We start from the raw sequence: 24,753 nt of genomic DNA on the forward strand, positions 1-24,753 counted from the left end.
CGGACCCGAATTAGCTATTTTAGTGAGTGATTTTTTTAATTACTCTAATAACTACAAAGTTCTATTAAAGTTCCATCAGTTGATGCTGGATTAATATAAATAAGCCTTCTTCCGCGCGCGTTAGTACGCAATGTATCATCTAAAAAACGGATACCTTTATCCCTTGCTTCGAGTATTGCATTATCCAAATCGCCAACTCTATAGGCAATATGGTGTACCCCTTTTCCTTTTTGCTTTATAAACCTAGCAATTGGTGAGTTCTTATTCGTCGGTTCTAGTAATTCAATTACCTTATCACTTGTTCTGACAACAGCTACATGCACTTCAACACCAGGTGCATCACTTGTATACCGATCCTCTAATACACCGTTTAATACATTTAAGTAAAAGGGAAGCGTTTCATCAATACTTCTAACAGCAATTCCAACGTGATCTAAAATAGTATCCAATTCAGTTCCACCCTTTACTATTATTATTGTTAATAAAAGTAATACCAATAAATTATACTTGTCCTAACTTTAACATCTTCTAGAATGAAATTCCTATTTCACACAAAAAACACCATCCAAGGATAGTGCTGATTTTTCTCTAATTATTAATTTAAATTTCAAATGCAGCACAACTTCCTTCATCGTAAAAACTTTTTATTTTGATAACTTTGTCTGAGAAGGGTTCAACTGTACTTATACCGTTTCCCATTACAAGCGTTAAAACACTAAAATCCTTCTCCACCTTCTTTTTATTAAATACTTCAAGAAATGAACTGCTCACACTATCTTCCCCATCAGTAACAAATACAATATCTGCTTTTTTAAAGCGGCTTTCATTTATTACATCCATTGCCCTATCTAAAGGTGGTGCAAAATTTGTACCGCCACCAAGGAAAGTACGGGCAAAATTGATTATATCCGAACTTTTTATTTTTCCTCTTTCAAATTTCGTTATTTGAGTACTAGTAGAGAATAAGATTAAACAAAAATCCCTTCTTTGTTTTTTTGCAATTGATATAAGGGCTAACGTAAAACCTTTAGCTTGGTTATCAAGATTGTGCATGCTACCAGACTGATCTAGACAAAGTATGATTGGTCCTTTTCCTAATACTTCTTGTCCTTTTTGCTCATATTGCATCGTCTGACCTTCCACAAAGCGTCGAAGGAAGTCGATTCTTGTTATAGGGTGCTTGTATAAGCTCAATTCAATCGGTAGTAGCCTTTCAATGTCGTTACCTAATGTAACGCCACTTCTTTCTACCGAGTCACTACGCTTAGATTTTTGCTTTCTGCAGGCTATCTGTTTAAATCGACCAGCCCAATCTGCAATTTCTTTTACTTGTTTATCCAAGGCAATTTTTTCAGCTAATAAAATTCGCTCTCGTAATGGAACTTTTTTTAGATTTGCGTCCCCGCTCCCAGCACTTGTCCCACCAAGCAATGATTTCAAGCTTTCTTTCACTAGTTTTGTTTCTTCTGTAGCTTGAGCCAATGCTTGCGAAAAGCCATCACTATTTTCATGAATCATCAGTTGTAATTTCTCATTTAATTTAGTCATCGCCTCTTTATAATAGATTTCTACGAGCCGACTTCTATCGCTGATTTCATCTTGCCATTCCAGATTTTGAAGTTGCTTTTGTATTTCATGAATTTCCTGAAGCTGTTTTTGGAAGTTTTCATCTGACTCTTTTTGTTCAGCAAGCCATTGATTCGTCTTCTCTCCAAATTTTACTGTACCAATAGTTGACAATAGATCATCTAATCGAGTGAAGCGACGAAATTTCACAAAAGATTCATCCATCATGACTCTTCGCATAATTGTTTTATTAACCAGTAGAACGCTGTCTTTCTCACATACGATAATTTCAGGTTTCATCTTATATAACGAAGCCCAAATATCACCCAATAATGGTTCGAACAGGGGCAGCTCTCCTTCAACTCTTACCTTTTGAAGACCCGTAGACATCTCAAAAATTTCTTTGAAACGCCTTTTATCAAATGCATCCGTATTCAATACGGAATGATTGCCATGGAAAGTTTTACGAATCTTCACGAATCATACGTCCTTTCATATTTTAAAAAAGATACTCGTGGATTCCCTCTTTTTATTTCGAGTATCAAAATACCACGGCTCTAAAATACTATCTAGAACTTCATGTTGCATAGAAGTCACTTTAACCAGTAGTACATCGATATCAGCTTTACGACTATGATTGTCATTTTTAAGTTTATTCAAATCAGCTACTAAAGCCGTCATTTTTTGGGAAGCCTCCATTCCCGCCTCTGATGATTGGTCCTGCAATATAGTGTAAAAAACTTCATTCGCTTCATTTTGAATTAAATAGAGAGCCTGCGTAATAAAATCTTGTGAGTAATTACGAATAATGTTAGCAACAGTTTCTATTTGGTCTACTGTTTCCCAAAGTGCATTTTCTAGTATTTTGATATCAGCTACTTGAACAACTTTTCTTTCGTTAATCACTGCTTTCGCTTGTAGAACCTTTAACGACTGCTTAAACCGTCGATCTGATGGGCGAATGCCTTCATCCCGTAACGCAATACGAATATCCGAAAGCGTGTCGTATACTTCATCTGGAATGACTACCTGATCTGTCAGCACCTGGAGATGTATCAATTCCTCCATTGTTATTGACGGCATTTGTTGAGTTTGTCCAACATCTTTCATCATAGCTATAAATTTCGTTTCATCTGCAATTAAATCAATTTCAAATCGCAGAAGGAAACGATCGAATAAAGCTTCGAGTCCTTCTCCATCCTCTGGATATTCATTTGAGGCTCCTATCACGGTCATCAACGGAACTTCAATAGGTGACCCGTCATTATAATATAAACGTTCATTAATAAGCGTCAGCAAGCTATTCAAAATCGCAGCATTTGCTTTAAATATTTCATCTAAGAAAACTATATGTGCTTCTGGCATTTTTGTTTTCGTAATTCGTTTATAGATGCCCTGTTCCAAATCTTTTAACGACAATGGTCCGAATACTTCCTCAGGTGTACTGAACTTTGTCAGCAACCATTGAAAATAAGAGGTTCCTTGTACGATTTTAGCCAATTCGCTTGATAAGGCAGATTTAGCTGTCCCAGCGGGTCCAATCATCAGCATATGTTGCCTAGAAAGTAATGCAACAAGGATTCCATCAATTTCGTTCTCACGTTCAAAAAACTTTGAATTAAGTGCCTGCCTAATTTCCGCTAATTTCTTGAAATAAGTAATTGTCATTTGCATAACTCCCTACTTTCTAATGTAAATAGAAAGGAATACAACTTCTTATGCACACTGCTTCCCTTTACTAGAACTTGTCCAATTTCCGGTATAAATAAACTTTCAAATCATTCCAAATTATGTACTTATAGACAGATAAATTAAAAAAATAATTAGTAACCGTAAAATTATATGTTCTATGAAATAAGTCACTCATATTATATTCCATAAAAAAAGATAGTAATAACCCATTTTAGGTATCTATCTATTATTTTTGACAAAACAAAAAACCCTTGAGTATTAACAAGGGTTTAAATGTTTTATCCAATAGAGCCTTCCATCTCAAACTTGATAAGGCGGTTCATCTCTACTGCATATTCCATCGGTAGTTCTTTTGTGAACGGCTCGATGAAGCCCATAACAATAATTTCAATTGCTTCAAGTTCAGGAATACCGCGGCTCATCAAGTAGAAAAGCTGCTCTTCTGATACTTTTGAAACACTTGCTTCATGCTCAAGTGAAATATTGTCATTTAAAATTTCATTGTATGGAATTGTATCGGAAGTTGAAATATCATCCATAAGAAGTGCATCACATTCGATGTTTGCACGTGCACCGTGTGCATTACGTCCAAAGTGAACCATTCCACGATATGTTCCTTTACCACCGTTTTGTGAAATTGATTTAGATACAATTGTAGAAGACGTATTTGGTGCTAAGTGCATCATTTTCGCACCTGCATCCTGATGTTGTCCTTTACCTGCAATTGCAATTGATAATGTCATACCACGAGCGCCTTCTCCACGAAGAAGAATAGCTGGGTACTTCATTGTCAATTTCGAACCAATGTTACCATCAATCCACTCCATCGTACCATGCGCATCAACAACTGCACGTTTTGTAACGAGGTTGTAAACGTTGTTCGCCCAGTTTTGGATTGTTGTGTAACGACAGTATGCATTTTCTTTAACTATAATTTCAACAACTGCACTATGAAGTGAGTTTGATGTAAATACCGGTGCAGTACATCCTTCAACATAATGCACACTTGCACCTTCGTCAACAATAATCATTGTACGTTCAAACTGTCCCATATTTTCCGAGTTAATACGGAAATAGGCTTGCAATGGTGAATCGATTTTAACACCTGGTGGTACATAGATAAATGATCCACCCGACCAAACTGCAGAGTTTAATGCCGCAAATTTGTTATCGCTATTTGGAATAACTGTACCCCAATACTTTTTGAATATTTCTTCGTCTTCTTTAAGTGCAGAATCTGTATCTTTAAAGATGATGCCCAGATCCGTAAGTTCTTGTTTCATATTGTGATAGACAACTTCTGATTCATATTGAGCAGAAACACCCGCTAAATATTTTTGTTCAGCTGCTGGAATACCTAGTTTATCAAAAGTTCTTTTGATTTCTTCAGGAACTTCATCCCAAGAACGTTCTGTTCCTTCAGATGCTTTTACATAATAAGTAATTTCATCAAAGTCTAATGAGTTAAGGTCGCCGCCCCATTGTGGTGTTGGCATCTTATAAAACATTTCTAATGACTTCAAACGATAGTCTAACATCCATTGCGGTTCGTCTTTCATTGAAGAAATTTCTTCAACGATTTCTTTTGTTAATCCACGTTCTGAACGGAAAACAGAGACATCACCATCATTAAAACCATGTTCGTAATCGCCCATTTCAGGAAGTTTTTTAGCCATTACTATTCCTCCATTCATTATATTTTACTTCGTGTCTTTTCCGACGCCTTGCTCCATCGCTTTCCATGCAAGTGTGGCACACTTAATCCGAGCCGGGAATTTAGCTACACCAGATAGCGCTTCTATATCTCCCAAATCGATAGAATCATCATAATCTTTACCAAGCATAATATGTGAAATCGTATCGGCAAGATTAAGTGCTTCTTCCACTGATTTCCCTTTTACCATCTGCGTCATCATTGATGCTGATGACATGGAAATCGAGCAACCATCGCCTTCAAATTTTGCATCTTGAATGGTTCCATTTTCTATTTGCATAGTCAAATGGATTACATCACCACACGTCGGATTATTCATGTCGACAGTTATATTACTGCCATCAAGTACCCCTTTATTTCTCGGCGTTTTATAATGATCCATAATAACCGATCGGTACAACTGGTCTAATCTATTAGTTGACATCGTTAAAATACTCCTTTGCAATGCGGAGTCCGTCCACGAGGCGATCAACGTCTTCTAACGTATTGTAAATGTAGAAGCTTGCGCGTGCAGTGGCCGATACATCCAACCACTTCATAAGCGGTTGTGCACAGTGATGACCCGCTCTTACAGCAATTCCATTCATATCTAGAACAGTTGCAAGGTCATGCGGGTGGACATCGTTAAGATTAAACGTGACGAGTCCAGCACGTTTTTCTGGATCAAGAGGGCCATAAATCGTTAGTCCATCAATTTCCGACATACGCTTCATCGCATACGCGGTAATTTCATGCTCATGCCGTTCTATGTTATCAAGTCCAATTTCTTCAAGATAATCAATTGCTGCACCTAGTCCAATCGCACCTGCAATGATAGGTGTACCGCCTTCAAATTTCCACGGTAATTCTTTCCATGTCGATTCTTGTAGGCCAACAAAATCAATCATCTCGCCACCGAACTCAACTGGTTCCATTTCATTCAGCAAACTTTTCTTCCCATAAAGAACACCAATCCCAGTAGGACCAACCATCTTATGAGCTGAAAATGCATAAAAATCACAATTAAGTTGTTGGACATCTACTTTCAAATGTGGTGCAGCCTGTGCACCATCAACTACCATAACTGCACCGTGTTCATGTGCAATTTCAGTAATTTCTTTAATCGGATTCATCGTTCCAAGCACATTCGAGACATGCATAATAGAGACAATTTTAGTCCGATTAGTTACTGCTTCACGCACTTTATCCAATGACAACGTGCCGTCAGTTTCTAGGTCCACATACTTCAGAACAGCACCATTTCTTTTAGCAAGCTGTTGCCAAGGGATAATATTGGAATGGTGTTCCATATGCGTAATGACGATTTCATCGCCTTCACCCACATTGGCTTGACCATAACTTTGTGCAATGATATTTAATGCTGTCGTCGTACCACGTGTAAAGATAATCTCTTCTCTCGACTGCGCATTAATGAAGTTACGCACTTTATCGCGCGCACCTTCGTAACCTTCTGTCGCACGATTACCAAGAGTATGCACACCGCGGTGGACGTTCGAATTATCATTTTTATAATAGTTATTTACAGCATCAATTACTTGTTGTGGTTTTTGTGAAGTTGCAGCACTATCCAAGTAAACAAGTGGATAACCATTTATTTCCTGTTCAAATATAGGGAAATGTTTGCGGATCTCTTTACTGATCATTAGCGCACTTTCCTTTCAATGACCTCCGTCAATTGCTTCTTAACACTATCGATTTTTAAACTATCGACAACTGGAGCTAAGAAACCATGAATAATGAGGCGTTCTGCTTCTTGCTTAGAAATCCCACGGCTCATCAGATAGAACATTTGCAGTGGATCCATACGACCAACTGATGCTGCGTGACCTGCAGTAACTTCGTCTTCGTCAATCAATAGAATCGGGTTCGCGTCTCCGCGTGCACGTTCACTTAGCATAAGAATACGAGATTCTTGGACAGCATTTGCTCCTGTTGCACCATTTACAATTTTCCCAATTCCGTTAAAGATTGCTGATGATTCTTCTCTCATAACACCATGCTTCAAGATGAAACCATTAGAATCTTTACCGTAATGAATAACTTCTGTCGTAAAGTTCTGTCTTTGCTTACCACGTCCAACAACAACTGACTTCGTGTTGCAATAAGAACCGTCTCCAATTAAATTCGTACGGTTTTCTGAAATCGTATTACAGTCATTCATTAAACCTAGAGCCCAGTCGATATGACCATCACGCGCAATTGTGCCGCGACGATTTACATAAGTTGTAAAGCCGGTCGGTAGAACATCAACTGCACCATAAGTCAAACGTGCATTATCTTCTACAAACACTTCAGAGACGATGTTAGCTTGTCCCTTAGCTTCTGATACTGTGGAAATGTAATTCTCGATATATGTCAATGAGCTACTCTTATCCGCAACAATAATTACGTGGTTGAAAAGAGATACATCCGCATCATCATGGACGAATAAAGCTTGTATTGGCTCTTCTACTACGACGTTTTTAGGTACATAAACAAAAACGCCGCCATTTACGAGTGCTGCATTTAATGCAGTTAATTTATGTTCTTCTACTTTAACGCCGTCCGTCATATAATACTTTTTCAGGAGGTCGCTATGTTCACGTGATGCCGTGAATATATCAGTCAAAATTACACCCTTTGCTTTTAGTTCCTCAGTTAATGAAACATAAGCCGGCGTATTATTATGTTGAATGTATAAGTTCGAATTATGGTCATCATCAATTAAGCTACGCGCCTCTGTTGGCAATTCGTCAATTGAAGAATAGACAGCACTTTCAACTGAGTGAACAGGGAAGTCTGTAAAATTCCATCTTGTTAATTTTGTTTTATCTGGTGTAGGCATTGGAAGCTGTTCCACTTTTTTAAATGCGTCCGCACGGAATTCAGTCATCCACGCGGCTTCATTCATTTTTTTGGAAAAGGAACGGACATCTTCTTCAGTCAATGCCAATTTAGTTTCAACCGTCATTTTGAATCGTCCCCCCTCTTAAGCTTCTTGCTCTACGATTACTTCTTCAATACCTAATTCTTTATGAAGCCATTCATAACCTTGATCTTCAAGTTGTAGTGCTAATTCAGCACCGCCAGTTTTAACAATTTTCCCCTGAATCATAACATGTACTTTGTCAGGTGTTATATAGTCAAGTAGACGCTGATAATGTGTAATGATTAAACAACCAAAACCTTCTCCGCGCATCTCATTGATTCCTTTAGATACAACTTTAAGTGCATCAATATCAAGTCCTGAGTCAATCTCATCTAGCACGGCAAATTTTGGTTTAAGCATGCTCATTTGAAGAATTTCATTGCGTTTCTTTTCTCCACCAGAGAAGCCTTCGTTTAAATAACGTGTAGCCATATCTTCATCCATTTCTAATGTTTCCATTTGAGAATCTAGTTCACGAATGAATTTCATTAATGGAATTTCATCGCCTTCTTCACGTTTTGCATTTATAGCAGTACGTAAAAAGTCAGCGTTTGTTACGCCTGTAATTTCACTTGGGTATTGCATTGCAAGGAAAACTCCTGCACGCGCACGTTCATCTACTGCCATTTCTAGTACATCTTCACCATCAAGCGTTATTGTACCTGAAGTCACTATATAACTAGGATGCCCCATAATTGCTTGTGCAAGGGTTGACTTCCCAGTACCGTTTGGTCCCATGATTGCGTGGATTTCGTTTGTGTTAATTGTTAAGTCCACGCCTTTTAATATTTCTTTACCTTCAATTTCAACGTGAAGGTCTTTAATTTCTAATGTTGACATTATAATACCTCCAATAAGTTTACGATGAATGGATACCCATTCTCATTTTAGTATCATTCTAATCTTAACTGATTTACTATTGTCTTGCAAATCATTGAGATTCCTTAATTAAAAAGGACTGCGCTTAATTCAGTTCTTAAATCCTAATTCTTTCATTCCTATCCTATTTTCATTTATATCCTTTGTACTGAGAATATTACAGCTGCTTATGTTGTGTCGCGAATGGTTTCTTCATCTTGTTATGAAGATTCGTTAAAATGTACCAATGTGTAATAGACAACAAAAAAAGAATGCGAGCACGTTTCACGCCGCATCCTTTTAAGTTTATTCAGTTTTAGTTGAAACTTTATCTTTTGTAAATGTATCCACAATAACAGCAAGTGCGCCGTCACCTGTGACGTTTGTAGCAGTTCCAAAACTATCTTGAGCCAAATATAATGCAATCATTAACGCAACCATAGATTCATCAAAATGAAGCATTGATCCAAGCAAACCAATTGCTGTCATTACCGCTCCTCCAGGTACACCAGGTGCAGCAATCATCATCACACCTAACATAATAATGAAAGGTAAGAATTCACCAAAAGTGACAGCTTGTCCATTCAAAATTAATACACCAATTGCACAAGTAGTAATTGTAATTGTACTCCCTGAAAGATGTATCGTTGCAAATAATGGGATTGAAAAATCTGTTACACGTTCTGAAGCGCCTGTTTTCCGCGCTTGTCTAAGCGTTACTGGAATCGTAGCAGCCGAAGATTGTGTCCCTAATGCAGTAAAATATGCTGGCAACATTGTTTTCAATAAGAAAAACGGATTTTTTTTGGATAACGTTCCCGCAATTGAGTATTGAATGAGCAGCATGACAATATGAAGTAAAATAACTAAAACAAAAACAACTGCAAATAAAGAAAGTACTTGTGCAACTTGTCCACCAAAAGTCATATTCAAAAATATACCAAAAATATGAATTGGTAATAATGGAATAATAATATAAGTAATTACCTTTTCAATAATGGCATTAAACTCTTCAAATACAGGAAGCATTGAACGACTGCCTATTGAAGCCATACCAATTCCCAAAACAAATGATAAAATTAGTGCAGTCATTATTTCAAATGGCGCTGGTAAAGTTATATCGAAAAAACTGGCTACTAATGACTTGCTTGGGTCATCAAGACCTCCTAATTCCTTACCGCGAAGTAGACTTGGCAGTATTCCTGATGCTGTAAAAAAAGCTAGAAATCCTGCGAGTAATGTAGACATATAAGCAGTCAACGTAGCTACACCAAGCATTTTCCCAGAACCTGCTCCAAGTTTAGCAATCCCAGGTGCGATAAACGCGATAATGATAAGCGGGACAATGAATGATAAAAAACTACCAAACAAACTATTGAAAGTTGCAAAAACACGAACAAATTCTTCTGGAACAACCATACCAAGTAATACAGCAAGTGTAATCGCAATAACGATTCTCCATATTAGACCTATTTTGAACTTCACTTTATATTTCTCCATTCTCTATTTTTTATTTATCCATACAAAGATACCATAGCTATCCTAATATAGCACTTGCCTATTATTCCCTCGAAAACAGTTATAATACCGTGATTATTCTATCTACTTCGAATTAAAAATGTCGAAATTAAAACGCCACCAACGAATTGGCAGCGTTTGTAAAATCTTTATTTATTTTGCAACAGGAACAACCATGCCTTCCCATTCTTCTAAAATGAAGTCTTGAATTTCTTTAGATGTCAAAACTTCAATTAGCGTCTTAATATCTTCTCTATTTTCATCACCTGCACGTACTGTGATGATATTTGCATACGGTGAATTTGTACTTTCTAAAGCGATTGAATCTTCTACAGGATTCAAACCAGCATCAATTGCATAGTTAGCGTTGATGACAATCGCGTCACCTTCATCGTTATTATAAAGTTGTGGTAAGAATGATGGTTCGTAGTTCGCATCAAACTCAAGGTTTTTGGGATTTTCAACGATATCTTTAATTTCAGCTTTAACTTTTTCAACACCATCAGCAAGTTTAATTAATCCTGCTTCTTCTAATATTGAAAGTACTCGACCGTGTTCTGCAACAGAATTACTGAATATAATAGTACCGCCTTCTGGTATGTCTTCAATAGACTCATACTTTTTAGAGTATACTGCCATTGGCTCAACATGAATTGCACCCGCGTTTACAAAGTCATACCCATGATCAGCAATTTGCCCTTCTAAGTAGGGTACGTGTTGGAAGAAGTTTGCATCTAAATCTTTTGATTCAAGATCTTTATTTGGTAAAATATAATCTTGATAGGTTTCAATGACAAGTTCAATGCCTTTTTCTTCAAGTAATGGTTTCGCTTTTTCTAAGATAATTGCGTGTGGCACGTTTGAAGCACCTATAACTAGCTTAGTCGGCTCTTCACTTACAGCTTCTTCAGTTTCTGCTGGTTCACTACCACTTGTATCTGCTTCTTTGTCTGCATCTTTCCCTGTGTCTTTCCCCGTCCCACAAGCAACTAATGTAATCGCTCCTAAAGCCAATAAAAATACCAATAATAACTTCTTCATTTCCCAACACTCCTTTTTCTATCTTACTTTATGATTATCAGGCATAGCCTGGCTTCATCGTTTATCAAGTTTCTTCACGATTATATCTCCAATAATTTGGATGATAAAAACAATAATTAAAATACATATTGTTGCGACTAACGTGACGTCACCTCTACTTCGTTGGAACCCATCGAGGTATGCTAAGTTTCCAAGACCACCCGCACCAATGATACCCGCCATCGCTGTATATCCAACGAGTGCAATCGATGTTACCGTTATGCCAGAAATGAGTGCTGGCATTGATTCTGGCAATAAAACTTTAAATATAATCGTCATTGAATTTGCACCCATTGATTTTGCTGCTTCAATAACACCTTTTTCGATTTCTTGTAAAGCGATTAAAACCATGCGACCGTAGAATGGCGCTGCACCGATAATCAATGCAGGTAGCGCGGCATTTGGTCCCCGTATTGTATCTAATAAAAACTTCGTGAAAGGAATAAGTAAGATAATTAATATAATGAAAGGAATTGACCTGAACACGTTTACGAATATACTTGCAGTCGTATTAATGAGTCTGTTATCCCATAACTGTCTAGGTCCGGATAGGAAGAGCAGAACGCCAAGTGCTAGACCGATAATAAATGTAAGTACCGTTGAAATAGTCGTCATATAAATAGTCTCAACGACTGCCTCCCACATCTTGGCCCAATCTACATTCGGAAAAAGATTCTCAATCATCATTGATTACCTCCGTCCGTACATCTTTTTCGTGAAGATAATGAATCGCTTCTTCAACAACTTTTTCATCGCCGTCTAGTTGTAGAATGAGCGTTCCGTAGGCCCCGCCTTGTGTATGGGACATATTCCCTTGCACAATATTGACATCAACATCAAATTGACGAATTAAACTTGCGAGTACCGGCTGTTCCGTTCTTTCACCTGCGAACACGAGTTTTATAAGTTTCCCTGTAGAAAACTCTTCCTTTATGTGTGCAACTGCTTGCTTCGCTTCCAAAGTTTCTGTAATCTGCGAAACAAACCGTTTTGTAATAGGTTGGACAGGAGATTGAAATACGCCTAGAACATCTCCCATCTCAACTACTCTTCCTTCTTCCATGACCGCAACACGGTGACATATTTTACGAATTACGTGCATTTCATGTGTAATCAAGACAATTGTTAAACCAATACGTTCATTAATCCCTGTTAATAAGTTTAGAATCGAGTCCGTTGTTTCAGGATCTAACGCAGACGTCGCTTCATCGCAAAGCAGTACTTCAGGGTCATTTGCCAATGCACGGGCAATCCCGACACGTTGTTTCTGTCCACCTGATAGCTCTGATGGATATGCCGACTCACGACCACTTAAACCTACAAGTTCAATGAGCTCTGCAACTTTTCTATCACGCTCAATTTTAGGTACTTTTGCAATTTCAAGAGGAAAGGAAATATTTTCTTGTACTGTTCTTGACCATAAAAGATTAAAATGTTGAAAAATCATACTAACCTTTTGTCTAGCATCTCTAAGTTTTTTCCCACTAATGGATGAGATTTCCAAACCGCCGATCGTTACATTTCCGGAAGTTGGTTTTTCAAGACCATTTAATAATCGAATTAACGTACTCTTGCCTGCACCACTATAGCCAATTACACCGAAGATTTCACCTTCTGCTATTTCAAGCGAAACACCGTCGACTGCTGCAATACTTTCTGCACCCGCCCCATAATGTTTTTTCACATCTATTAAACGAATCATTTTTTCCCTCCTCTACATAAAACTGTGCTTTAAAACAAGTATTTATCCATATAAAAAACCTTCCTGCAGAAGAGCCAGAAAGGTTGTATGTTAGTTATTATTAACATATATCCATTCTCTCATCTCCCAAAGCATAGACGCTTTGTGTGAATTGGCACCACTTCACAAATGTGATGGTTGCCGGGCTTCAAAGGGCACTTCCCTCAGCCTCTCTTAATAAGAGTGTTACTTTATTTGATTTGTTAACAAACTTATCATAAGAGCACCATGTATGTCAATCTATTTTATTAAGTAAATCAGGAATCGACTGAAAAGCATAAATCTTATCTTGTACAATTCCCCCATTTACAATGAGTAGACAAGGAACACTTTCTATTTGATAATCAACCGCAATAGCTTGTACATAGTTTAAATCAGCTTTACCCATTTTCAAATTGGGACGCATAACCTCAATAATATTCATCATCTTAGACGCAACAGCACAAGTGCCACACATCGGTGTATATAAATAATACAAAACCAAGTCCGATTCATTTTTGGCCGAGTCCCAGTCTGCTCTTGACCACTGTTCCATTTGATTCATCATCCTTTATTTAAAAATTCAGTACGGATATCAAAAAATGCTGCTTGAAGTTCTATAGCCAAAACTTTATAAGGTGTCGCTTCAACTTCACGATAAAGTTCTTCAGTATATAAGTGTACTGCGTGGGGATAATTTCTTTTAAATAAAGCCCTCGTCTTTTCTCCATCTTCATCTGCATCGACAAAGACAAACAGTTCACACGCTTCATAAGGGGTTAATAATTCTTCCAGCCGGTAAGCACTAATTGTACCATTCGTACAGATGATTTTCACAGATTCGGCAAGTACTTTGTTTAGACGTAATCTGTCTGATTTCCCTCAACAATGATAACTTTTTGACTTTGCACAAGGAGACCTCCTTCATTATAGGTAATAACGAATTAAAATGCGTTACTAAGGTCCTGTTTTGCTAATATATCCGTAACATGCGCTTATAAATTCTTGTATTCAAACTATCAATGAGAATATAAAAAGCGCCGCAACAGCTCCGGCGCTTTAATTTATTAATTAACCAACTGTCATTTTGTTATATTCATCTGCAGTCATAAGTGCTTCTAACTCAGATGGATCAGAAATTTCAACAACAATCATCCATGCTTTTTCATATGGAGATTCGTTTACATATTCAGGATTATCTTCTAGCTCGTCGTTAACTTCAACGACTTTACCAGATAGTGGCGCATACAATTCAGATACTGTTTTAACTGATTCAACACTTCCGAAAGGCTCGTCCGACTTAATTTCGTCTCCAACTTCTGGAAGTTCAACGAATACAATATCGCCTAGCTCTGATTGCGCAAAGTGTGAGATACCAATACGATATTTACCATCTTCATCTTTTACCCATTCGTGTTCTTCAGAATACTTTAACTCTTTTGGTGTGTTCATATCATAGCCTCCAGTATATAATCATTCTATCTAAGTTTGCCATAACTTGCAGATAAACGCAAGACTTGACATACTATTTCCACAGTTTATCAAACTCTTCTTCTTTAAAGCCTAAAGACACTTTTTCATTCCCATAAACAATTGGTCTTTTTATCAACATACCATCTGATGATAACAAAGAAATTTGCTCATCTTCTGACATCGTTGGTAGTTTATCTTTAAGATTTAAATCTCGATAAACTTTACCACTTGTATTAAAAAACTTCTTTAATTCAAGCCCAGAAGCATCAATCATTTCTTTTAACTGAGCCGCAGTCGGTGGGTTTTCAGCAATATTTACCTCTTCAAAATCCATTTCATTCTGCTCGAGCCATTTCTTCGCTTTTCTGCATGTCGTACATTTTGGATAACCATAGTATGTATAATTCATAATACCTACACCTCCATTTTCTATCAGTATAGCAAATAAAGCATCCGAATACCAAAAGGTATCCAGATGCTAAATATTAACTTATTTATACGATAAACTTCTGTGCATCAATCAATTTAACAGATGCTTCACGTTTTTTCAAAATAATATTATACGGTGTAGAACGTGTTAACTTACGAAGTGCAGATACCATCATGCGCTGATTATCTCCATCTACAGCTGCATATAAAGTTTCTTTTGCATCCTTCTCAATTGCTTGGAACGCTTCTTGACAGAAAATTTCTGTATAAAGAATCTTCTGTTGCTCTTTTTCTACGCCATTTTTAGCTACTGCTTTTTCAGTACGAAGAAGTGCAGATTCCATCGCAAAGACATTATTTGCAATATCTGCAATATTAGCTAATACTTCTTGTTCTTTTTCAAGTTCCATTCCGAAACGCTGTGCAGCTAGACCTGCGACAAGAACACCAATTTTCTTAGCGTTTTTCACAAGTACTTTTTCTTGTGCCAAAGCTTCGTCTTCAATTTCTTCAGGCATCATCATAAGCATCTCTTCTTGCAACTCTTGTGCTTTTTGAAGTAAAGGCAATTCTCCTTTTAGTGCTTTTTTCATGAAAGTACCTGGTACAAGCAAGCGGTTGATTTCATTTGTACCTTCAAATATTCGGTTAATACGTGAGTCACGATAAATGCGCTCAACTTCATATTCAGCCATAAATCCATAACCACCGTGTAGCTGAACTGCTTCGTCAGCAATATAATCTAATACTTCTGAACCGACTACCTTGTTGATTGAACACTCAATCGCATATTCAGCAATTGAAGCTGCAACTAATTTACCGTCTTTTTGCTCCTCAAGTGTCATCGCGCTGTTGCGCTCTTCAAAATAACCTACTGTACGATAGATTAAGCTCTCTGCCGCATACAGTTTTGAAGCCATTGTAGAGATTTTTTCTTTCGTTAAATTAAACGAAGAGATCGGAGTTTGGAACTGTTTACGATTATTCGTATACGTAATCGCAAGTTCAAGTGCACGCTTACTTCCACCAATTGTGCCTACTCCTAATTTATAACGACCGATATTCAAAATATTAAAGGCGATGATATGACCGCGGCCAATTTCACCTAACAAGTTTTCAACAGGAACTTGTGCATCTTGAAGGACAAGCGTACGTGTAGAAGATGATTTGATACCCATCTTCTTCTCTTCTGGTCCAACTGAAACACCTGCAAATTCTTTATCAACGATGAATGCCGTGAATTTATCACCATCAATTTTCGCATATACAACAAATACATCTGCGAATCCAGCGTTTGTAATCCATTGTTTTTCACCATTTAATACATAGTGCGTGCCTTCAGCATTTAGTTTAGCAGTCGTTTTCGCACCTAATGCATCTGATCCAGAACTTGGCTCAGTTAATGCATATGCTGAAATCTTTTCTCCAGTTACAGAGTTTGGTAAGTAGCGCTGCTTTTGGTCTTCATTCCCGAAAAGAACGATTGGCAATGTTCCGATTCCAACATGCGCACCGTGGGTAATTGAAAATCCACCAGCAACCGACATTTTTTCTGCGATCAATGCAGAAGATACTTTATCTAAACCAATTCCACCGTATTCTTCAGGTACATCTGCACCCAACAGACCTAGTTCACCAGCAGATTTCAAAAGTCTAACAGAGTTCTCAAATTCATGATTTTCAAGCTTTTCAACAATTGGTGTCACTTCATTTTTTACATAATCTTCAGTTGTTTTAGCAATCATTTTTTGCTCATCTGAGAAGTCTTCCGGTGTAAATACACGGCTGGCCTCAATATCTTCTATAAGAAAAGCGCCACCTCTAATTAATTCGTTCGTTTTCATTTCAGTCATTATAATATCCCCCTTTTTATAAAACGCTTTAGCAATTCAACCTTATAGCAGTTCAAACACGCCTGCTGCGCCCATTCCGCCGCCAATACACATTGTAACAACGCCGAATTGCTTGTTCTGTCTTCTTAATTCACTAATCATACGAATTGTTAAAACAGTACCAGTCGCACCTAGTGGGTGACCTAAAGCAATTGCACCGCCGTTCACATTGACTTTATTCATATCTAATCCTAAATGGCGAATAACTTGCAACGATTGAGAAGCAAATGCTTCATTTAATTCCCATAAATCGATATCTTCTATCGTAAGGCCAGCTAGTTTCAAAGCTTTAGGAACTGCAACAATTGGTCCAATTCCCATTACTTCAGGTGGCACTCCACCGATAGCAAATGAAAGGAATTTTGCAAGTGGTTTCAAACCTTGCGATTCTGCAACTTCACGGTCCATTAATAAAACTGAAGCTGCTCCATCAGATGTTTGTGATGCATTTCCAGCTGTTACAGAACCTGTTACAGAGAATGCTGGACGCAATCTACCTAACACTTCTGTCGTTGTTCCTTCTCGAACGCCTTCATCCATTTTAAAAGTGAATTTGTTTTCACTATAATTTCCGTTAGCATCTACTTGTCTTTGCGTAACTTCTACTGGCACAATATCATCATCAAATTTACCCGCGGCAATTGCTGAAGCAGCTTTTTTATGTGATTCTACAGCAAATGCATCTTGGTCTTCACGACTTACACCATATTTGACAGCAACTTGTTCAGCCGTATGCCCCATGCCCATATAATACTGAGGAGCCGTTTCCGCTAAAAATGCATTTGGTCGGACTGTGTTACCCATCATCGGAACCATACTCATAGACTCAACACCGCCTGCAATAACAGACTGCGCGTGACCAAGCATAATTCTTTCTGCTCCATAAGCAATTGACTGTAAGCCCGAAGAACAAAAACGGTTTACTGTAATTGCTGGTGTCGTATCAGGTAATCCTGCAAGTGCACCAATATTACGAGCTACGTTCATGCCTTGTTCAGCTTCTGGCATAGCGCAACCCATGATCAAATCATCGATTGCCCCACCGTATCCACCGGCACGTTTTAATGTTTCTCTAATTGCGATTGCGCCTAAATCATCAGGACGAACTGTTACAAGTGAGCCTCTGCCTGCTTTTCCAACCGGCGTTCTTGCTCCGGCAACTATTACTGCTTCACGCATTTTTTTTCCTCCTTTAAGAAAATCTATCTCTATAAACGCAACTTTAGTTACGTAATGGTTTTCCTTTTACGAGCATATGTTGCATACGTTGTTGTGATTTCGGTTCTTCTACAAGACTTAAAAATGCTTCGCGTTCTAAATCGAGCATATATTGTTCAGTTACTTTTGTTCCAAATGGGACTTTGCCGCCTGCTAAAACAAACGCAAGTTTCTTCGCAATTTTATGATCATGTTTACTAATCATGCCTGACAACAGTAGACCTTCAGCACCTAATAGTAACGTTGCATAACCAGACTCGCCTGTTACAGGAATCAAATCATGCTTCGGTGCATGATAGCCGTTTTCATAAAGCGCAATAGCCATGTGTTTTGCATCGTATATTTGGTGATCAGCATTGACACTAATGCCATCTGCAAAGTCTAAGAAATTGTTGTCACGTGCTTCGTCAGCTGACATGGATACTTTCGCCATTGCAATCGTTTCAAATACTTTATTTGCGATATTTTGATAATCTACAACAACGCCATTCGGTAACCCTTTTAAAAACTTCGTATAAAGGTTAACGTTACCGCCACCGCCTGGTATTAGACCAACACCTGGCTCAACTAGACCAATATAAGTTTCAGTCGTTGCTTGAATATGTGCAGCTGGGAGACAAACTTCTGCGCCCCCACCTAGTGTCATACCAAATGGTGCGGCGACAACAGGTTTAGTAGAATACTTGATTTTCATCATGGCATTTTGGAATGAACGAATGATGAAATCTAATTCGAAGATATTATCATCCTGTGCTTCCATTAAAATCATACCTAAATTAGCTCCGACACAGAAGTTCTTACCTTGATTACCAATAACAAGTCCTTTGTAATTCTTTTCAACTTCGTCTACTGCGTAATTAATCATTTGGACGATATCTGGACCAATTGAATTTGATTGTGAATGGAACTCAAGTAATGCTATGCCGTCCCCAAGATCTATTAAACTTGCACCTGAATTTTTCTTAATGACACCATGTTTTTTCTTATAACGTTTCAAATCAATTATTTTTTCATTCACAGGAACTAACTTATAATCTTCTCCATCGAAAAAGTAAAGGTCGCCCTCTTCTTCTTTATAGAAAGAATCATAGCCTTTATCAAGTAATTGCTGTGTGAAATCAGGTATTGTAGCCCCCTCTTCTTTCATTCTAGCAACTGATTTCTCTACACCAATGGCATCCCAAATTTCAAACGGCCCTTGCTGCCAGCCGAATCCCCATTTCATAGCATTATCAATTGCTACAATATCATCAGCAATTTCACCGTTTAACTGTGCAGAATATAAAAGCGTTGGCCCCATAATATTCCATAGAATTTCTCCAGTACGATCCTTTGCATAAACAAGTGTTTTCACACGATTCGCAAGCCCTTTTTGCTGCTTCGCCATTTCAATAGAAGGCGTCTTTAACTTCTTCGCTTTACTATATTCAAATGTCTCAGGATCTAGCTCTTGAATTTCTTTGCCTTCTTTTTTAAAGAAGCCTTGCTTAGACTTTGCTCCAAGCCATCCATTGTCTATCATTTTCTTCATGAATGCTGGGAGTTCAAATACCTTTTGTTCATCGCCTGTCGTTTGTTCGTGAACGTTTTTAGCAACATGCATGAACGTATCTAAACCAACGACGTCTAAAGTACGGAATGTTGCTGATTTTGGACGACCAATTAAAGTGCCTGTAACTGAGTCAACTTCACCAATTGAATAACCGCGTTCTTGCATTTCTCTAAGAGACACTAGCAAACCATATGTACCGATTCGGTTTGCGATAAAGTTCGGTGTATCTTTTGCATGAACAACACCTTTACCAAGCACATTTTCACCAAAACTTGTCATAAAGTCTAAAACTTCAGGCGCAGTTGTACTAGCTGGTATAATTTCAAGTAATTTTAAATAACGTGGAGGATTAAAGAAGTGTGTTCCGAGAAAATGTTTCTGGAAATCTTCTGAACGTCCTTCTTTCATCGCTTCAATACTAATACCTGATGTATTTGAACTAATAACTGTACCTGGTTTAAGAACTCCATCAACCTTTTCGTATAAACCCTTTTTGATAGCTAAGTTTTCAACAATGACTTCAATAATCCAGTCAACGTCTTTCAGTTTTTCAAGATCGTCTTCAAGATTTCCAGCTTCTATAAGTGAAAGATTACTTTTCTTCGTTAATGGTGCAGGTTTTTGCTTTAATAGCGCTTGCTTAGAACTAGCAGCGATTTTATTTCGAACTTGGCTACTTTCAAGTGTAAGCCCTTTCAAAACCTCTTCATCTGTCAGTTTACTAGGAACAATATCGAGAAGTAATACTGGTATTCCAATATTCGCTAGATGGGCTGCAATGCCTGAACCCATAACACCTGAACCTAATACGGCTGCTCTTTTAATTTGATAAGTCACGTGAAAAGCCTCCCTCTCATCTTCTTGAATGAACACTCATTCATTTTATAATTAAAAAAATAGAAACAACATCTATGTCCTTTACTATAGTTCATTTCTCTATTTTTCGCAATATTTTATTAGAAATAATTACGGCCCAAAATAATGGACCGCTAATTTACTTCTTAAATATTCCCTTTGCAACAAATGCTACATTTGCAGGACGTTCTGCAAGCCGACGCATGAAATAACCATACCAGTCGTTACCATAAGGTACATAAACACGCATTTTATAGCCTTCTGCGACAAGTTGACGTTGTAATTCTTCACGTATGCCAAAGAGCATTTGAAATTCAAATTGCGTATTTGGTATCGAATATTCTTTCACAAGACTTTTAGTGAAATCAATAATTGCTTCGTCATGGGAGGCGATTGCCGCGTAGTTCCCATTCAATAAATGCGCTTTTATAATCTTTTTAAGATTTTGATCTACATCAGTTTTATTCGGATAGGCCACTTCCGCTGATTCTTTATAAGCCCCTTTCACTAGACGTAGATTTGGTGAATATTCATTGAAATTTTCAATGTCTTTTTCAGTTCTGTATAAATAAGACTGAATGACCGTTCCAACATTTTCATATTCTGACTTTAAGATTTTAAAAATCTCTATTGTTTTCCCACATCGAGCATAGTCTTCCATGTCTATTGTAACGAATACATCCTCTTCTTTTGCGGCATCTAAAATTCTTCTCATATTACACATAACAATTTCATCTGAAATATCGAGACCCATAGACGTCATCTTTAAAGAAAGCTGTGCGTTTAGTTGGTCACGTCCAATTGCGCGTACTGCTTCTATTGAATTGTTTGCGGCATAATTTGCATCATCTTCATTTTCAACGAATTCTCCAAGGAAATCGATTGTGACTGCTAAACCTTCTTGATTTAATGTTTTAATGACGCCGACAGCTTGCTCTATACTTTCCCCCGCTACAAATCTTGAGGCACCAAACTGTAAGCCATACTTTTTCGCTGCTTTTGTTAGGGACTTACTTTTAGATAATAATAAAAAGAAGTTTCGCATAGTTTGTTCAATCATTTTAATTTTGACCCCCTTGTCTTCCACGGTTTATACTATAAGTTAATGTAATCATTTTAACATCATTAGAACACTTAATTCATCAGAATTCTCTTACTTTTGGTATTTAGGTTTCCATTAACATCGTTATTGGTTGAACCTTTGCTCGTTTCGTTTTTGAAAGGGGAATTGACTATGGAGAATGTAATAAAAATAAATGCAATTTCACAGTATGATGAAGCGATTGATTCAAAGTTTCGCAATTCTGCTTGTGGACCAGTCACGGCACTTGTTCTGCTTGACTATCACTTTCCAAATACTTGCTCATACAATGTCAATCAACTATATAAGCTATTGAAAACAACTCGAATTGGTTCATTTAAATGGCGTTTTATTAATACTATGCAGCAATTATTCGGCGCTAATTGGGTTGTCGGGCAATGTGACATTGATGAAGTAAAGCGGCAGATTGATGCGGGCAGACCTGTTGCTGCTAAGTTTGATAAATGGTTTACCCTAAGACATCGCGGTGAATTTGACTTTGATTACCACTGGGTTCCTGTTATTGGCTATGAGGAAATAGGTGATGTTCTGCTTCTTGTTATTCATGATAACGGCGGTAGAAATCGGGCAAGCCAATTGCGAAAAGTTTCTTATTTAAAAAACAAATCTATCCTATCGTTTGTAAAAATCGAGCCAAAAATAGTAAAAAGCACACTTTAAAATCATATTCGATTTGAAGTGTGCTTTTTATTATTCAATGGAATCAAGCGCCTGCTTGAGTGTTGCAAAACTTTTTATTTTACCAAATGACAACCCTAAATGTACAAGCGTTTGGGCAATAATAGGCGTAATGCCGCTAACTATCGGTTTTATGCCTAATAAGGACAAAGCATCGAATAAATTGAAAAGTTGACGGGCAATGTATGTATCTGTTGTTTGTAGTCCAGATAAATCAATAATTAGGATTTCCAATTCTAGCTCCAGCGACTCTGCCAAGACACGCTCTTCAAGTATTTTAGCTCTGTCATAATCCAATGTACCGACCAGTGGAAGTATTGCAGTCCCTTCATTAATAGCTACAATTGGTACTGATAATTCTATAACTGTAGACTGCGATAATTTCAAAACATCTTTTTCATGCTGAACAAACGGGATACTAAAGAAGTATATGACGTCATTTACCGCACTGTCTAGTGTAGTGATTACATCATACATTTCAACCGGGCTAAGTTCTAACGCAAGTGCTTCATACTTCATGACTGTTCCAATCGTATTACGATAATGAGGTACTTCGCGTAACATCATATCGAGCGTAAGCACGTCATGTTTGGCTAACTCCGTTCCAGCCTTACGTCCCCACTCCTTCAACTTATCAACACGATCTGCTTGATTCATAATGAGTGAATTTGCATATAGTTTGACGAGTTCGACCCTAGCCTCATGCAATTCGCCTTCTAATCCATTCATTTCGGGATATCTATCATGTTGGCTGTCTGTAATTACACGTGCTAAATGGGGTGCTTGCTCCATTATCTTTTCACTCATATGTTTTAAGTGCTCATCCATCTGGATCACTCCTTTTTCGAATTAGCTTTGTTTACTTGTACTTCAATCAACGGATCCCGTTATAAAGAACTACATTAATTAAACAGGGAATCAGCATGTCTCTTAATCAGCGAATAACCTTCCTTTTCTAGTAATTCCCTTTTCTGTTCATTATAAACAGGAAGACTTAGCATTTCAATTGGGTCACTAACATCTAATGAGCAATGTATTTCGGCTAACTCTCTTGATATTCGAAGCATATCCAAGCTCTCTGCAATCAGTTTTCTTCTAGCAGGTGTTAATTCATCTAGCGCTTCAATAACACCATCTACTGAGCCATACTTCTTTATTAATGTAAGAGCCGTTTTTGGTCCAATCCCTTTTACACCAGGATAACCGTCACTTGAATCACCTGTAAACGCTTTTTTGTCGATAAACTGCTTCGGTGTAATGCCATACTCTTCTACGAATCTTACTTCTGTATAAATATTGTACTCGCTATATCCTTTTTTCGTTAAGGCGATTTGAACTCCAGGTCTTAGCAGTTGCAGCAAGTCTTTATCCCCTGATACGACTGTAATATTTGCTTTACCTTCCCAAGTCGCCACCATTGAACCGATTAAATCATCCGCTTCCATACCTTTAATTCCATAGTTTTTCCAACCAATTAGATCCGAGACTTCTCTTGTCATATCAAATTGCGGAACTAGTTCCTCGGGTGGTGCTGGTCGGTTTGCCTTGTATCCGTCATATAAATCATTGCGAAAAGTATGTGCGGCCATATCCCAACAAACGGCCATATGTGTAGGTTTAAATAAGGACATTGCAGTCATTGTATGACGTGCAAAACCTTGAACGCCATTCGTCGGTATCCCTGCATCATTACGGAAATACTGGCCCACACCAGCTGTTGCAAAAAATGAACGGAAAAGTAATGCCATTCCATCTACAATTAAAATATGTGGTTTTTCTTGATTATTCATTAAAAAGCTACTCCTCCTGGTTGATGAATCTACTATTACAGTGCTGGTAAGAAAAAGATGACAACTATTATGATAAGTACCGTCGTGTTTGCTGAAGATAGGATTTTCCCTTTACTTGTACCTGTATTCATATTACTATAACGTACGAAAATTGATAGGGTTAGAAAGTAAAATAAAAACAAGAAATACACCATTGACATATCCAGAATCCACTTCATCTTAAGGGACACATCTGAAAGAATTGTAATACCTAGTATGATAAAAGTAACGACTGATAAAAATAAAACAACTCCGACTATCGCAGGCATGATACGCCAAATTTTATGTATAAATAACGGCTTACCTTTCTTCTCCTGCAATAAAAGAATAATTGTAAATCCCCAAATAATGAAGATAACAGAAAAGAAAATTGCGACTATACTAGGTGATATAAACTTATCTGCAAACATGAATGCTTCTTTAATTTCCACTCGAAATAAATTGTTGACTGCAAGTAATATGATGAATGTTATTGTGATTAGTATTTGATAAATCGTCCATTTAGACAAGTAAATCCCTCCTATCACGTATACGTGTGGCATGTTGAAAAAGATTCAATTCAATAAAAAATGCCACGGTCGATTGATTGACTGTGACATTTCTAGGATATTCTAACTTAACTTCTTCCCTATTGATAGCACCTACGCTAGTTTCAAAGGTGATTTCTCT

The 24,753-nt window shown here is 37.5% G+C and carries 24 protein-coding genes and 1 riboswitch; of the genes, 1 reads left to right on the forward strand and 23 read right to left on the reverse strand.

Annotation, left to right across the window (positions count from 1 at the left end):
• Window positions 1-44: 44 nt before the first annotated feature.
• The 20 genes from AC3RV6_RS14065 to AC3RV6_RS14160 form a co-directional block, all read right to left on the reverse strand.
• Window positions 45-449, reverse strand: a complete 405-nt coding sequence (locus tag AC3RV6_RS14065; protein ID WP_489746628.1) for a VOC family protein — start codon at window positions 447-449, stop codon at window positions 45-47.
• 151 nt (window positions 450-600) lie between these two features.
• Complete coding sequence (locus tag AC3RV6_RS14070) at window positions 601-2,043, reverse strand: VWA domain-containing protein (protein ID WP_489746629.1); 1,443 nt, start codon at window positions 2,041-2,043, stop codon at window positions 601-603.
• Between the two features lie 15 nt (window positions 2,044-2,058).
• Window positions 2,059-3,234, reverse strand: a complete 1,176-nt coding sequence (locus AC3RV6_RS14075) for an AAA family ATPase (RefSeq protein WP_489746630.1) — start codon at window positions 3,232-3,234, stop codon at window positions 2,059-2,061.
• 302 nt (window positions 3,235-3,536) lie between these two features.
• On the reverse strand, window positions 3,537-4,934 hold the full coding sequence (sufB, locus tag AC3RV6_RS14080) for a Fe-S cluster assembly protein SufB (protein ID WP_489746631.1): 1,398 nt from the start codon (window positions 4,932-4,934) through the stop codon (window positions 3,537-3,539).
• Window positions 4,935-4,958: 24 nt separating this feature from the next.
• Complete coding sequence (sufU, locus tag AC3RV6_RS14085) at window positions 4,959-5,396, reverse strand: Fe-S cluster assembly sulfur transfer protein SufU (protein WP_489746632.1); 438 nt, start codon at window positions 5,394-5,396, stop codon at window positions 4,959-4,961.
• The gene (locus AC3RV6_RS14090) at window positions 5,386-6,615 is read right to left on the reverse strand and encodes a cysteine desulfurase (protein WP_489746633.1); all 1,230 of its coding nucleotides are present in this window, start codon (window positions 6,613-6,615) and stop codon (window positions 5,386-5,388) included. The genes sufU and AC3RV6_RS14090 overlap by 11 nt, the downstream gene beginning before the upstream one ends.
• Window positions 6,615-7,922, reverse strand: coding sequence for a Fe-S cluster assembly protein SufD (gene sufD, locus AC3RV6_RS14095; RefSeq protein ID WP_489746634.1), 1,308 nt, complete (start codon window positions 7,920-7,922; stop codon window positions 6,615-6,617). The genes AC3RV6_RS14090 and sufD overlap by 1 nt, the downstream gene beginning before the upstream one ends.
• Before the next feature lie 18 nt (window positions 7,923-7,940).
• On the reverse strand, window positions 7,941-8,720 hold the full coding sequence (sufC, locus tag AC3RV6_RS14100; RefSeq protein ID WP_489746635.1) for a Fe-S cluster assembly ATPase SufC: 780 nt from the start codon (window positions 8,718-8,720) through the stop codon (window positions 7,941-7,943).
• A 324-nt stretch (window positions 8,721-9,044) separates the two neighbouring features.
• A complete protein-coding gene (locus AC3RV6_RS14105) occupies window positions 9,045-10,223 on the reverse strand; it encodes a dicarboxylate/amino acid:cation symporter (protein ID WP_489746636.1) in 1,179 nt (392 codons plus the stop codon).
• A 186-nt stretch (window positions 10,224-10,409) separates the two neighbouring features.
• Window positions 10,410-11,297, reverse strand: coding sequence for a MetQ/NlpA family ABC transporter substrate-binding protein (locus tag AC3RV6_RS14110; protein ID WP_489746637.1), 888 nt, complete (start codon window positions 11,295-11,297; stop codon window positions 10,410-10,412).
• 54 nt (window positions 11,298-11,351) lie between these two features.
• The gene (locus AC3RV6_RS14115) at window positions 11,352-12,020 is read right to left on the reverse strand and encodes a methionine ABC transporter permease (RefSeq protein ID WP_489749269.1); all 669 of its coding nucleotides are present in this window, start codon (window positions 12,018-12,020) and stop codon (window positions 11,352-11,354) included.
• The gene (locus AC3RV6_RS14120) at window positions 12,013-13,038 is read right to left on the reverse strand and encodes a methionine ABC transporter ATP-binding protein (protein ID WP_489746638.1); all 1,026 of its coding nucleotides are present in this window, start codon (window positions 13,036-13,038) and stop codon (window positions 12,013-12,015) included. The genes AC3RV6_RS14115 and AC3RV6_RS14120 overlap by 8 nt, the downstream gene beginning before the upstream one ends.
• A 116-nt stretch (window positions 13,039-13,154) precedes the next feature.
• Window positions 13,155-13,261: riboswitch (SAM riboswitch) on the reverse strand.
• A gap of 51 nt (window positions 13,262-13,312) precedes the next feature.
• On the reverse strand, window positions 13,313-13,612 hold the full coding sequence (locus tag AC3RV6_RS14125) for a thioredoxin family protein (RefSeq protein ID WP_489746639.1): 300 nt from the start codon (window positions 13,610-13,612) through the stop codon (window positions 13,313-13,315).
• A gap of 8 nt (window positions 13,613-13,620) precedes the next feature.
• Window positions 13,621-13,893: a toprim domain-containing protein gene (locus AC3RV6_RS14130; protein ID WP_489746640.1), complete on the reverse strand. Its 273-nt coding sequence runs from the start codon at window positions 13,891-13,893 to the stop codon at window positions 13,621-13,623.
• Window positions 13,894-14,127: 234 nt separating this feature from the next.
• Window positions 14,128-14,508: a glycine cleavage system protein GcvH gene (gene gcvH, locus AC3RV6_RS14135; protein WP_489746641.1), complete on the reverse strand. Its 381-nt coding sequence runs from the start codon at window positions 14,506-14,508 to the stop codon at window positions 14,128-14,130.
• A gap of 73 nt (window positions 14,509-14,581) precedes the next feature.
• On the reverse strand, window positions 14,582-14,938 hold the full coding sequence (locus AC3RV6_RS14140) for an arsenate reductase family protein (protein ID WP_489746642.1): 357 nt from the start codon (window positions 14,936-14,938) through the stop codon (window positions 14,582-14,584).
• A gap of 85 nt (window positions 14,939-15,023) precedes the next feature.
• Entirely contained in the window at window positions 15,024-16,811 is a 1,788-nt protein-coding gene (locus tag AC3RV6_RS14145; protein WP_489746643.1) for an acyl-CoA dehydrogenase FadE, read from the reverse strand.
• A 42-nt stretch (window positions 16,812-16,853) separates the two neighbouring features.
• On the reverse strand, window positions 16,854-18,029 hold the full coding sequence (locus AC3RV6_RS14150) for an acetyl-CoA C-acetyltransferase (RefSeq protein ID WP_489746644.1): 1,176 nt from the start codon (window positions 18,027-18,029) through the stop codon (window positions 16,854-16,856).
• Between the two features lie 43 nt (window positions 18,030-18,072).
• A complete protein-coding gene (locus AC3RV6_RS14155) occupies window positions 18,073-20,457 on the reverse strand; it encodes a 3-hydroxyacyl-CoA dehydrogenase/enoyl-CoA hydratase family protein (protein ID WP_489746645.1) in 2,385 nt (794 codons plus the stop codon).
• 157 nt (window positions 20,458-20,614) lie between these two features.
• Window positions 20,615-21,532, reverse strand: a complete 918-nt coding sequence (locus tag AC3RV6_RS14160; RefSeq protein ID WP_489749270.1) for a proline dehydrogenase family protein — start codon at window positions 21,530-21,532, stop codon at window positions 20,615-20,617.
• A gap of 177 nt (window positions 21,533-21,709) precedes the next feature.
• Between AC3RV6_RS14160 and AC3RV6_RS14165 the strand changes: the two genes are divergently transcribed.
• Entirely contained in the window at window positions 21,710-22,237 is a 528-nt protein-coding gene (locus AC3RV6_RS14165; RefSeq protein WP_489746646.1) for a C39 family peptidase, read from the forward strand.
• Window positions 22,238-22,267: 30 nt separating this feature from the next.
• On the opposite strand, the gene AC3RV6_RS14170 is transcribed toward AC3RV6_RS14165, so the two are convergent.
• The 3 genes from AC3RV6_RS14170 to AC3RV6_RS14180 all read right to left on the reverse strand — a co-directional run bounded on the left by AC3RV6_RS14170 (window position 22,268) and on the right by AC3RV6_RS14180 (window position 24,593).
• Window positions 22,268-23,083, reverse strand: a complete 816-nt coding sequence (locus AC3RV6_RS14170; protein WP_489746647.1) for an STAS domain-containing protein — start codon at window positions 23,081-23,083, stop codon at window positions 22,268-22,270.
• A gap of 74 nt (window positions 23,084-23,157) precedes the next feature.
• Window positions 23,158-24,045: a 5'-3' exonuclease gene (locus AC3RV6_RS14175; protein ID WP_489746648.1), complete on the reverse strand. Its 888-nt coding sequence runs from the start codon at window positions 24,043-24,045 to the stop codon at window positions 23,158-23,160.
• 35 nt (window positions 24,046-24,080) lie between these two features.
• Complete coding sequence (locus tag AC3RV6_RS14180; RefSeq protein ID WP_489746649.1) at window positions 24,081-24,593, reverse strand: hypothetical protein; 513 nt, start codon at window positions 24,591-24,593, stop codon at window positions 24,081-24,083.
• Window positions 24,594-24,753 lie beyond the last annotated feature (160 nt).

This window comes from Sporosarcina sp. So3-204, from assembly GCF_058068165.1.